Raw genomic sequence first — 12,801 nt, forward strand, 5'->3', positions numbered from 1 at the left:
TGAGATATCTCATATTATTACATTCATATTCATTATATCATTCAAACAAAGGAGAGATATAAATGAATACACAACGGTGGATGAGCAGACAGTTCTTTAGTTTTTTTGTGACATGGGGTGTTTTCCTCCCTTACTGGACAGGGTGGATGATTCATATAAAAGGGATGACGATTTCTCAAACTGGCTTAATAATGAGCTTAAGTTTGATTGCAAGAGGTATTTCATCGTTAATTGTTTTCCCATTATTATCAGGAAAATTTAGTAGTAAAACAATATTAAATGGTGCTTCAATCGGCTCACTAATTGTTCTTTTCTTCTGTATTCCAGCTAGTTCTTTTACTACCTTATTAGTGGTATCAATACTCTTACATGTTTTTTATCCAACTTTGATGCCTGCATTAGACAGTGCAGCTGGCGTCCTTATGAAAAATAATGAATTGAAAAATTACGGAAAAAGTAGATTATGGGGATCTGTTGGGTTTGTATTGGCTGGTATAATCGTAGCTATCTTTATCGATCTTATGGGGGATAACGTGATTTTATGGGCAATGTTATTAGGTGTAATTGTTTTCATGATCCTCGGCTTTATGCAAACACCCAACGTTTTATCAAAAAAATCACACCGTGATCAAACAATAAAAGGAGGTATGCTAAAGTTATTTCGGAACAGCCACTTTGTTGTAGTACTCGCCATAGTGATATTACTGCAAGCTTCACACGCTTCGTATTACAATTACGGGTATATCTTTTTACAAGAAATACATGCACCAAACTATTTAATCGGTTTTATTATTAACATTGCGGTAATCGCTGAAATTATTTTCTTTGCAATTGCAGATAGAAGATTTTACAAAATATCAGTAGCTACTTTACTTACACTAGCAGCACTTGGTTCATCGATACGCTGGATCATAGTATTTGCTTTTCCGAATGTCATTATTTTTAGTATTTCACAAATATTACATGCATTCTCGTTCGGAATGGCGCATTATGCCTTTATGAAATTTTTAAATAAAAATATTCCTTATGAACAGATTCCAATAGCGCAAGGTATTTACTCGGGATTCGCACTTAGCTGGGGAACTGCAGTGTTTACAATTTTAGGAGGTTACTTATACGAAATAGAATCAACATACGCATTTGTTGGAATGCTACTTTGTACCATACCAGCCATCTTGCTTGCGTTTGCTTATCGGAAATTAGAGCATAAAACGAACTAGCTTTTCCAATATAGCTTGTTAACACAAGTTAATACACCTTAAGATAGTCCGAAACTACTAAGTAGTACAGAAATTAATGACAAAAATTATTAATGTTACTCGGTAAGGAATTTGGAATTGCAACGTGCATATTCCAAATTCAACCAGTTACAGCCGATTATCAATTATCGGATTACACTGAATTTTTTTATTTCAAAAATACCATTCTTCAAGCAATCGACTAACATGAGCTATTAGAAAAAGGCAGAAGTTAGCAAACCTACTGCCTTTTAAATGAAGGCTCTTTTCGTAAACATTGTTGCTTTTTTATCAATTTAGTACTATAAAAAGTGGATTATTATTGTTAGTCCTCATTGTACAGAAATTTAAAGCTTTGTTTCAATAAATGTTCTAATTTGTTTATAGCTTGATTCCCAATTAAATAAAGAGTTATTTAATCGTAATTTAGCTATAGTTAAGTTATTAACTATTTCTAATTCAACCTGTTTCCTCTCCTCTAAATAATGAATTACGCCTTCTAATCCGTTCAAATTTCTACTTTGACCGAATTGTTGTTTTGTATAATACCAAATAGCATGTTCAAACCATTCAGTAGATCTTTTTGCCTTAATATTTTTTACACTTTCTTCGATATTATCTTGGTAATAATAAATAATAACTGGGTTAAGATCTATAATTGTATCGGCAAGTTCAACAATGAATCTCTTTATTTCTGATATTGGTAAGTCGTCACGTGCAAGTAGTGTATTAATAGGGTTTTGTAAAAATGCACAATCAAAAATAGATATCTTACTTTCTTTCTTCGCATTATGTGCAAAACTTTTCCAACGGTAAAGCAATAGCTGACAATATAGTTCATTTGGAAGATTATACACATCATATTGTTCTACGGCTTTTAAAAGTGCTTTAGGAATTAATTTCTTATATTTCAAATAAGGAATTAAATATATATTATTTACTCCTCTATCAACAATTGAATCTATTACAGTTGCATGTTCTTTATATTTACTTGCAATATCTCTATATTGTTTTTCCGTCACACATGCTATTCCTTCATAATCAGCTGGGTGATCTAGATGTCCTTCTATATATAAATCATTGTTAATTTCTTTTGCATTTAAAAGGTTGCTAATGTACTTGGATGTTGTCGTTTTCCCCGATCCAGGGATACCTTCTAGCATAATTAATTTCGATTTCATGAAATACCCTCCGTAAAGTGCTCTATTTATACAAATTCAAATGTACACCACTTATAGAAGATATTTTTTCAGTATCTCCTATTTAACCGAAGATGTCCTTATCAATCATTGCAATCCCTCCGTTCATACTTTAAATAACAGTTGCTTTCGTGTACAACTACATCTCGATGGGAGCAAGAGGCAACTCTAAATGATCTGCAATATACTGCATAAATTCTCTACAAAAATAATAACAGTTCCATCTTGCCACTTTGCCGTTTTCCCATTCAACCGTATTCACATCAAATAACATTGTTCCTTGAGCAGTTTGCTTAGTAAATATAATCGTTTGTTTGCCAAACAAGTAAGTGCTAGTTGCAAAAATAGTTTGGAGTTTAGTTCCTTTATTTGGATTAAGTGAATATTTAAGGATAGTTTCTTTTCCATATTCTTTGCTGTTCATCTCTACAAAACTAAATGTAGAATGATCAATTAGCATGTTGGCAATTCCGTTGAAATCTTTACGATTATATGCCTCTATAAATTCTTTGACAGCATCTGAATGAATATTAATATTGGATTCTTCCTTAATAATTCCACCGTTACTCTCTCTTATGTCATACAATTTTTTTCTTGCACGATTGAGTAGTCCATTAATTGCTCCTTCAGAACTAGATAATAATTCAGCTACTTCATTTGCTGTGAAACGAAAAGATTCTATTAATATAAACACAACAGTCTGCCTCGGCGTTAGATTATGTATTAACGATAAAATTGCTTCATTTACTTCCAGAGAATCATTGAATTCTTCACTTAAATGGTTCTCATCAATGTCTTCATTTGATAATCGTCGATTTCTCCTACATTGGTCAAGCCAATGGTTGGTAGCAACACGAAAAAGATATGATTTTGTTTTTAAATTCTGCTGTCGATGAGATAAGGCAGAAAGTGATGCAAATGACTTCAATAGTGTATCTTGAAGCAAATCCTCTGCATCCCAAGGAGTTCCTGTTAACCTTAAACAATATTTCCATAATTGATTGCGATAGGGCTGAACAACCTTCCAATACATACCCCATACGTCCTTAGTCTCTTCACCTATAGTTTGTAAATTTGTCATCATAATCACCTCCTCTATATAACGAATTAGGACGCCTTAATCATATGGACTTTTTAAAATAAAATAATTAAAGTTTTTTAGAACCTGCTACATTGGCTTACGTTCATTTCTTCACGATCTTATCCTGATTTTAGCATATTATTGCTTTTTCGTTGCTCCACAATCTTCCTAACGAATAAAAAATTACGCAATGCCCGATTTATTACAGATTAAGTATGATAAGATGTATCATCTTGCCTACATCTACTCACCGCCGTTGTTATTAACTATGTATTAAAAAAGTAAATAAAGTAATAAATTGACAATAAAATTACATTAGTGTACTATTCACATAGAACACTATAACAATAATACAATTAAAACGTATTATATAAAATGGAGGTGTAGTAATGAGGAATTGTTAATCATTGATGATAGGTAAGATAACAATATTTGTACCTCATACTTGATTACCCTTTTATTTTTCTATACACGGTTACATTAATATCATCACCATACTATCCTTCCAATACTTTATTCCACAATATGTCCCAAGAAATAAATTGAAACCTTTAGGATACAAATCCGTATTCAAAATTATAACTTCGTAGATTTAATTAATCACCTGACATAAAAAAACACAAGGGGAGATTCAAATGAAAAAAAGCTTGTTTGTTATGTTCATTAGTCTTTTACTTGTTATAAGTGCATGTTCTGCTGAAAATCCTCCCAGAAAAGAAAGTGAAACAACAGAAAACACAGACCTTATTGAGAAGTCAACAGAAGAAAATATTACATCAGCTCAAGTACAAGAAGTAAGTCAAGATTCAAACGACTTAGATGTATATACGAAATTGGATAATGCGATGACTCACTATGAAGAAAACTATAATTTTTCAGGGGCTGTATATGTAGGTATGGGAGGTGAAGAAATATACTCTAGTACGTTTGGTAAGGCTGACTTTCAGCAAAATATTGCAAATACATTAGATACGAAATTCATCATGGCTTCTATGACTAAACAATTTACAGCAGCAGCGATATTATTACTCGAAGAACGTGGATTGCTTGAGCTTGATGACCAAGTGACAGATTATTTTCCCAATGCTACTCAATGGAATGAGATTACCATTCATCATTTATTATCAATGTCATCTGGAATTGTAAACACAGATACTCAAATATTTGCTGAGAGTTTTGAAAAAATTCTCGGGTCAAATATTACCTCGTTGCCAACACATGAAGAAGCCATTGCTATATATAAAGACATTCCTCTTAACTTTAAACCTGGTGAAAATTATGAATACAGTAACTCGAATTATTTAGTATTAGGTTGGATAATAGAACAAATCTCGGGAGATTCATACGAAACCTTTTTAGCAAGAAATATTTTTGAACCTTTAGCGATGTTAAATTCGGGTTATAGTATTGACTGGGATATTCAAGAAAATAAAGCTCTTGGGCATAAAATAAGCATGTCTGATGAAGTTCACACTATGCAAAATGAGTCTTTCCTCTTTCACGCTTCAGGGGGGTTGTATACATCTATTAATGATTTAGTGAAATGGGATAGGGCGTTATATTCTGAAGTATTATTTAAAAAAGAGACAATTGCTAAGATGTATGCTCCTTATACTAAAATTCCTTCTAAGTCTTACTATGGAACTGGGTTTGAATATGGTTATGGGTGGTTTACAAAAGGTAATAAAGTTGAACATGGAGGGTATTTACCTGGATATTTAACGCATATTTATCGTGACATTAATTCTGAACTTGTCATTATTACCTTAAGCAATAATGAATATTTAGGAGGTCTTAGTATCAATGGTTTAACAAACAGCTTAACAAAAATTGTTAATGGTGATGATATAAATAATTAAGTATCGTTATAGAAAACATAGAGATTTATATTTTGATCAAGTTATGAGAATTCATTTATTTCGTTAAAAAGAGAAGTTTGTATGCCACACACTCTGACGATACTTTTAATCCTAAAGGAACAGTGACGAACTAAACAAATATTAGATAATAGAAATAGGATTGAAGTTATTGCTATTCCATCAGGTGTAGTTTACTCACATAAGTTTTGTGTACATTTAATATTCATATTATATAAGGAGGGAAAACAGCATGAAGAAGCTGTTGGTAGGATTACTTGTTGTATTATTTATTGGAATAATCGGTTCAGTTGTTTCAATAAATGCCACAGGTGGCTTATCCTTTAATACTGTAGATTTACATGATAGAAAAGAAGTTAAAAATGAAGAGATCAAGAAAATAGACATTGCCTTCACATCAACTGATATTGAGGTTCAGCCTTCTGATGATGATCGCTTTATCATTGAGGTGAATGGTAGAGTTAGTGAAAAACTGAAAGAAAATTTTAAACTTAATGTAGAAGAACAAGGTGATTTGTTAAAAATAGAATTTCAAGATCCGAATACGTTTTTTAATATTGGGGTATCTATCGTGGATACTACTGTTTCAGTGTACTTACCTACAAAAGTATATGAATCAGTAACAATAAATACAGCGTCAGGAAATATTGAAGCTGAACAATTAAACGCTAATAAATTGAATGTGTCAGCAGCATCAGGAAATATTAAAATGAAAGACATGCAAGCCGATAAAGTATACACATCAACAGCATCAGGTAATATAACAGTAGATCATCAGCAAGCAATTACTTCATCGTTTGAAGTAGCATCTGGTAACATGTATTTAACAAATGTAGTAGGGAATGTAACTGCACATAGTTCGTCTGGGAATATTACTTTACACAATGAGGAATCTTCTGGTAATATTTCGGCTAATGCTTCAAGTGGTAATGTAAGTATTGAATACGAAAAAGCCCCATCATCACTTTATATAAATTTTAAAGCTACTTCAGGTAATGGTAAAGTTGAAATAGATGGCGTTACCTATGAGGAAAAATCTAATGACCGAATTATCGGAACCATTGGGTCTGGCGATCATGAAATAATTGTAGATATAACATCTGGTAATTTTAAACTTCGGTAATAGAGGTGAAGAGAAGTCAATATACTCGAATCCTTCATTCAACAATGATTAATATTCTTAAGAATAGGCTGCCATTCTAGTGGCCTATTTTTTGTGCTTCCTTGTCATGTTGTTTTTTTGGTTCAAAAAACATTGTTTTATCATCACGTCATTTTGTGAAGATGCCATTACTTTTTTATACGAACAGGTAGATGTGGTTTTACACACACTCAAGAGTATTCTACCACCAACACTAGATGTAACCCTGATTCTATCTTAGTACGAAAATCAACAACTTGCGTGAAAGTAGCCTTAACAACGAAGAAAAGGTATTATGACAAACTAAAATTCACACTCCAAACATAGCAGGTAGAATGTTATTAAACTATTGATTTCATAAAATTAATTATTTGATCTTCTTGCAGTGTATCTGTGGCAACTTTGTTCTTACCAACCTTACCACATTTTGTACATTCATGAACAATTTGATAGCCTTTCTTGTTAGAATAATCAAGCCCAATCGGTACCATTAGTCCATAGCAATCACTTGCCCGATCACCTGGTTGGATATCTAGATGTCTTGAATACAAACAATAAGGACAATGATTTCTAAAACTACCATTAGTTAATGGTGTAACTTGTTCTCTACATTTTTCACACTGAAACGCTGTATTTTCTGATTTTCTACTCAAGTGCTCTACCTCCAAGATTAATTTATTTAATCTTTGGAGGCAGGGTTCCGTTTTGTTTTTACTACTGATGTAGCTTCAGGCTTTCTAAGCGACTTAACCAATTCACCGCCAAACTCTATTCAGCGATTACTTCTAGTTCCAACTTCAATTTAGCATATTTCATCTAAATATCCGGACCACGATTGATTTTGTTTATTTGTATCAACCACTGTAAGACGGACATCTCCACCTTCCATTAGTAGGTGTTCTACTTAGATCACTGACTTAGGCATTCGTCCCCTGTATAGCACTTTTGTATACTTTTAAATAACTCAACAATGTATCACTCCATTTAGTAGCTATGTTTGGAGTATTCATTGGAATTATAACATAAATTAAATTTTATGTTCATATCTAATAGTACCACCATGATCTATAAACATAGCTATCATCTCTCAAACACTTCCTCCCTACCCCTTAATTTCCGTCAAATGACCTATCCATTCTATATTACATAATAAATTCATTATAAAAAACATTCACCCCTCTATACTGGTTAGAGAAGTGAATGTTTAAGTTTTATATAATGTTTACGCTGATACTGTCTTTTCCTTCGATTCTGAGACAGTAAATTTATAAACAATAGCTACCACTACTGAGAAGAATAGATGTGTCATAAGGTTCATAAGTTGATCGGGAGTAACTGCATTTACTATATTTGTTCCCATTCCCATCAATAATGGCATAACGACTAATGGACCTAAAATCCAGATACTAATTGTAAAGATCACAGTAAGTAGCCAAATATTTTTTACAATTATAGCTAACCCCCCAAATGATACACCAAAAATTACACTTATAAGCAAATGAATAACCCAGCCTACAGCTAGACTGTCACTACTTGCCATTGATGCAATCATTGACATTTTTCCCATCAGTTGCATTACGATCCCGAATGCAATCCCTCCGGTGATACCGCCAATGCTTCCTGCAATTAAAGCTTTTTGTAAAGGCAACTTCATATCAATCCCTCCTTAAATTTTTTTTACATAATCATTATTAAAACTACAACTGCAATAATAAGTAATTCTTTAAATAGCATACCTGTATTTAAAGAATTAAAATGTAATCTAGCCTACATTTTTCAGATTATTCTTAAAATAATTAGAGTTATTTTATTTGGCTGTGATAAAGAGTTAAATAGCTAGAATCTATTCACAACACTCAAATATAAATATTTTTTTCATTGTAATTGTAGTAAGGTAACAATATAAGATGTAAAAACACATATAGCGCATTTCAATCGCTGAAAGCGCTAGATCGTGGAAGGTTTTATCTGTTTTTTAGTTGATAGTGTTGCAATAATACAAAGGCCCAGCAAAGTATGTACTGCTAATTAAAAAGTTTAAACTATTAAATAGACAAATCCCTGAAATACTCCAACTTTTTATTAATGTAACCATCACCTGTATCAATACTTCCCACAATATGAGGATCATGTAGGCATAAGCCCATTAACCATAGTTGTCTAATTCCAACAAACACTGGAATTGCATCCAAATCATTCTGGCTTAGCGGTCTTACAGAAGTGTATCCTTGAATAAAAGCATCCCACAAATTATTTAACAATTTATTGTCACCTTTTGTATGAATCTGACGTGCAAGTCTAAATTCTGCTATATCGTATGATCTCCATCCATATCCACAAAGGTCAAAATCATAGTGTGTATAAGAAAAATCTTCTTTAAAGCTAATGTTTGTGTTCCCATGTAAATCACCGTGACAAATACCCCAATCAAGTCCATAACCTTCAAGCTCCTGAATTCTAGCTTTTAATTTACTAGCAATCTCCTCAATAAAAGTATAATCCTCTATTCGGTGTAACATGAAATTCTTTATTATTTTCAATGGGTTATCAATAAGATAGGTTAAATTTAGTTGGAAGCGTTTCTCTGTTGTAGTAAATTTTTCAGATTTCATATGTAGTTCCGCTACTGATTGTCCAAATAAGGAACTTATTTTTTCATTGTCAATAGGTTTTTCCTCACCCTCAGCAAAGCTAAACAATACTCCGAAACGATTTCCTTCTGGAGCGTTTAGTCTATTAATGAATTCTCCATCTCTTCTAGTAATTGGATAAGAAACAGGTATTCCTTCACTTTTTAAATGAATTACTAGATCTAATTCAAAGACAATCTCTTCTTTTGTAGTCCTCCAATCATTTCTGTACACTCGGAATACATACTTAGAATCTTCTGTATGTACGACATAAGTATCATTCATACCCCTTAAAAAAAAGTTTACTTTCACCGGAGTTACTTCGTACATCTCAGAAATATACTTTTTTAATTCATTTTCACAAAGTGTAGAATAAGTTACAGGAAACATCATGCAAACCATACCTTTCTATAAATTCATCTAATTGTTTCACCTTACATTCACATACTACATAAATGCATATGTATATTTTTCATTGACTGTTTTCATATTGATTGTTGCTTTTCGTACCACCAGATTAATATTTATAATTACAATTTATGGTGTCCATTCATCTTTAAAACGGTGAAAGTTCAATTAAACTACATCAATATGTTTATATAGCAACGAGAGACATTTATTAACATTAATGATAATCTTTTAAAATCGTTATATATATACCAAAAATGATCTAGCAGTATTGTCACCATAAAAAAACACTGACCGTATTTATATAAAATACAATCAGTGCTGTCATTACTATTTATTTGAATATACTATTTTTTTGATTGTTGCTTGTGAAAGAAAAAATTCATCTGCTAATTGATCAATGGACTTCCCATTGTTAAATTCACTTTTAAGTAAAGTGTTCCTATCATTAATTGCCTTTCTTCCACCAGAACATGCTCCCCATTTTTGATAATTTTTTTTGGGTTTTGGAACATATATCGTTTCACCTTGTACATATTTTTGAAGTTCTCTAAGTAATTCATTAGGAATTTTTTCTCTTATTGTAGATTTACTCATTTCTGCCGCCCCTTATTTATCAAATATGATAAGGTGCAAAACCAATCATGTCAGAAATGGCATCCTCTAACTAAGACGATTTGATATATCACCTTATGCAAAGTATCGCCTTCAGACACTAGGCTTTGCATAAGGTTCTCAGATCATTTACAAACCCAAAAGTACTTTTCATTCACAATACCTCCATTCTACTTAAAACTTTTCTATACAAATTTCTAGTTAATATATAAAACTAATTATGACACAAAGTATAGAAAAGAACACTTTTCATGCGGCTGTTTACGTATAGAATATTGTTTTTGTACAAATAATGAACACGTATAAAACTAGCTTTCAGGGTATCTTTTCTTCTCGAAAGATTATAAAAAATCATACTATACATATTAGTGACTCAAATTTATGTAACAAAAAGCAATAAAGTTTACGATAAGAGCCTTTCAAGTTTATTATCAATAGCGCAAGATTAATGGAATACCTTCTTCATTTTTGAAGCTTATTCTAACCACTCTCTCTGATTTAATAATTGTTCCTTGATGTATAGGTCATCCAAGGAACAACATCTACTAGTCTTTTCTCAACAGAAATAGTTACCTTTTGCACTAAAGGTAGTAGTTCCCATATGTTACTTTTCTTTTCAGACTAACTTATCATGATCATCTTTTTCTACTTCTTCAATAAACATATTATACTGGGTTGAATTTGACATGCTTCTTTGTGTGACTTGCTCATGATAATTCCAATCTTCATCAATAAAAGAAATATCATCAATTTTGCCTCTGAAAATATTCACTTTATCTGCCTCAGCTAATTTCTCAAGTGCTTCTTCCTCTGATTCTGCGTTAACTTCAACCTTTAAAACAGCAATGTACGGCAATTCAATGTAATACTTTTTCATATTGTTAACTTCCTCCTATTATTTAGTTAACTTTGTAAATACGTAAAATAAACACCAAATTAAAATCACTACTTGTTTTATGGTTCTAAAATCACGACTCTCCCTTCAAGCTTATAAGATTTTGGAGTTAGTATAGTTTTATGGACACAAAAACGTTAAGTACTTAAAATGTATTTAGAAAGGTTGTGTCCGGATGGGAAACAAAAATACAGGCAAAAAATACAATGATGACTTCAAGAAAATGGTTGTAGACCTTTATTGTTCTGGTAGCTCAGTAAAAGATTTAAGTGAAGAATATGGCGTATCTGAAGTAACAATTTATAAATGGATTAAAAAATTTTCTCCTATAGAAACAGATAATGGTGAGAGTTTTACACCTGATGATCTCATTAAAATGAAGAAGCAAATGCAACGTCTCCAAGAGGAAAACGAGATCTTAAAAAAGGCTATGGCCATATTCGCAAAAAAGTAGATCAATCTGAGCTTACAATTTTAATAGAAGAACACAAAGGTCAATATTCGGTTCAAACAATGTGTGATGCCTTAGGAATCTCTAGAAGTACGTATTATCAATCTCTTCAAACGATTGAATCAAACCGTGAATATGAAAACAGAGAGCTGACAAAAAGAATCAAAGAAATACATTCAGAAAGCAAGGAACGTTATGGTGCACCTAAAATCCAGTATCTCTTAAAACAAGAGGGATATAACGTTAGTATTAAACGTGTTCAAAGGCTTATGAAAGCTGCTGATATTCGTTCAATTATTAAGAAGAAGTTTCGCCCATATTCAAGTAATAAACAGGTGATTGAAAGAGAAAACGTTCTGAACCAAGACTTCTCTACAACAACAATCAATGAAAAGTGGGTTGGAGATATAACCTATATCCATACCCTAAAAGATGGATGGTGTTACTTAGCTTCTGTCATGGATTTGCACTCTAGAAAAATTGTTGGCTATTCATTTTCACGTTCAATGACAACCAATTTAGTGATCAAAGCTTTAGAACATGCGATTACTACCCAAGATCCAGGTGAAGGACTTATTCTACATACAGACCTGGGGTCTCAGTACACAAGTGAAGAATTCACAACCTATGCTCAATCTAATCACATGACACTATCCTTTAGTAAAAAAGGTTGTCCTTATGACAACGCCTGTATCGAGTCTTTTCATGCAATTTTGAAAAAAGAAGAAGTCAACCATGTGAAATATTTAGATTTTAATTCTGCCAATCTAGCTATCTTCAAGTTTATTGAAGGTTGGTATAACCGAAAAAGAATTCACAGTAGTTTAGGTTACCGAACACCCCAATCTGTAGAAGATATGGCAAGAGTAGTCGCTTAGAATTAGTACATAATATTAAGGTTCGTTCTAAGTCAAAATAGTATGATTTATAGATCAAAGCCTAATAAACTAAACAACACAAAACTTAACTTTTTTGTGTCCAAAATATTGACTTAGATCCATTTTTTCATTTCCATGATGTGGATATATTATATATAAAATCTAGAACCTTTAGCTAGTAGTAACCTTCTATGGATGTTTATGATAAAATCAGCAAAGCATATGTATAGTGAAAATAATTAAAAAAATTACTTAATTAAGCATTAAAATGAAGCTTTACATGCTTCTAGATAGTTTATATAATAAGGACATTCAAAATATGAAGAACTTTTACTTATACTGGATACGTTTCTCCGCAAACGTTTAAGTAACCCCAAAATTGTTTATT

Annotated in this window: 11 protein-coding genes; 4 read left to right on the top strand and 7 right to left on the bottom strand. The window is 31.9% G+C overall.

Features of this window, described 5'->3' with window-relative positions:
• The first annotated feature begins 62 nt into the window (after window positions 1-62).
• A complete protein-coding gene (locus ACSVDA_RS16715; protein WP_485884545.1) occupies window positions 63-1,220 on the top strand; it encodes an MFS transporter in 1,158 nt (385 codons plus the stop codon).
• A gap of 365 nt (window positions 1,221-1,585) precedes the next feature.
• Here the strand turns inward: ACSVDA_RS16715 and ACSVDA_RS16720 are convergent, their stop codons facing one another.
• Window positions 1,586-2,419, bottom strand: a complete 834-nt coding sequence (locus tag ACSVDA_RS16720; RefSeq protein WP_485884546.1) for a P-loop NTPase family protein — start codon at window positions 2,417-2,419, stop codon at window positions 1,586-1,588.
• A gap of 157 nt (window positions 2,420-2,576) precedes the next feature.
• Window positions 2,577-3,518, bottom strand: a complete 942-nt coding sequence (locus tag ACSVDA_RS16725) for an RNA polymerase sigma factor (protein ID WP_485884547.1) — start codon at window positions 3,516-3,518, stop codon at window positions 2,577-2,579.
• 635 nt (window positions 3,519-4,153) lie between these two features.
• Between ACSVDA_RS16725 and ACSVDA_RS16730 the strand changes: the two genes are divergently transcribed.
• A complete protein-coding gene (locus ACSVDA_RS16730) occupies window positions 4,154-5,377 on the top strand; it encodes a serine hydrolase domain-containing protein (protein ID WP_485884548.1) in 1,224 nt (407 codons plus the stop codon).
• A gap of 250 nt (window positions 5,378-5,627) precedes the next feature.
• The gene (locus ACSVDA_RS16735) at window positions 5,628-6,518 is read left to right on the top strand and encodes a DUF4097 family beta strand repeat-containing protein (RefSeq protein WP_485884549.1); all 891 of its coding nucleotides are present in this window, start codon (window positions 5,628-5,630) and stop codon (window positions 6,516-6,518) included.
• Between the two features lie 359 nt (window positions 6,519-6,877).
• On the opposite strand, the gene ACSVDA_RS16740 is transcribed toward ACSVDA_RS16735, so the two are convergent.
• The 5 genes from ACSVDA_RS16740 to ACSVDA_RS16760 form a co-directional block, all read right to left on the bottom strand.
• On the bottom strand, window positions 6,878-7,189 hold the full coding sequence (locus ACSVDA_RS16740) for an RNHCP domain-containing protein (protein ID WP_485884550.1): 312 nt from the start codon (window positions 7,187-7,189) through the stop codon (window positions 6,878-6,880).
• Window positions 7,190-7,758: 569 nt separating this feature from the next.
• Window positions 7,759-8,190: a hypothetical protein gene (locus ACSVDA_RS16745; RefSeq protein ID WP_485884551.1), complete on the bottom strand. Its 432-nt coding sequence runs from the start codon at window positions 8,188-8,190 to the stop codon at window positions 7,759-7,761.
• Window positions 8,191-8,581: 391 nt separating this feature from the next.
• Window positions 8,582-9,451, bottom strand: coding sequence for a phosphotransferase (locus ACSVDA_RS16750; protein ID WP_485884552.1), 870 nt, complete (start codon window positions 9,449-9,451; stop codon window positions 8,582-8,584).
• A 453-nt stretch (window positions 9,452-9,904) separates the two neighbouring features.
• Window positions 9,905-10,171, bottom strand: coding sequence for a CD3324 family protein (locus ACSVDA_RS16755; RefSeq protein ID WP_485884553.1), 267 nt, complete (start codon window positions 10,169-10,171; stop codon window positions 9,905-9,907).
• A 634-nt stretch (window positions 10,172-10,805) separates the two neighbouring features.
• Window positions 10,806-11,066 carry a hypothetical protein gene (locus ACSVDA_RS16760; protein WP_485884554.1) on the bottom strand — a complete coding sequence of 87 codons (261 nt, stop codon included), beginning with the start codon at window positions 11,064-11,066 and terminating at the stop codon, window positions 10,806-10,808.
• Window positions 11,067-11,259: 193 nt separating this feature from the next.
• On the opposite strand from ACSVDA_RS16760, the gene ACSVDA_RS16765 reads away from it, so the two are divergent.
• Window positions 11,260-12,413, top strand: a protein-coding gene (locus tag ACSVDA_RS16765) for an IS3 family transposase (RefSeq protein ID WP_485884555.1) whose coding sequence is annotated in 2 segments (ribosomal slippage) — window positions 11,260-11,500 and window positions 11,500-12,413 — 1,155 coding nt in all. Because the reading frame shifts where the segments join, the coding sequence is not laid out codon by codon here.
• Window positions 12,414-12,801: the final 388 nt, after the last annotated feature.

This window comes from Cytobacillus sp. Hm23 (assembly GCF_051842895.1).
Taxonomy (GTDB): domain Bacteria; phylum Bacillota; class Bacilli; order Bacillales; family SM2101; genus Nanhaiella.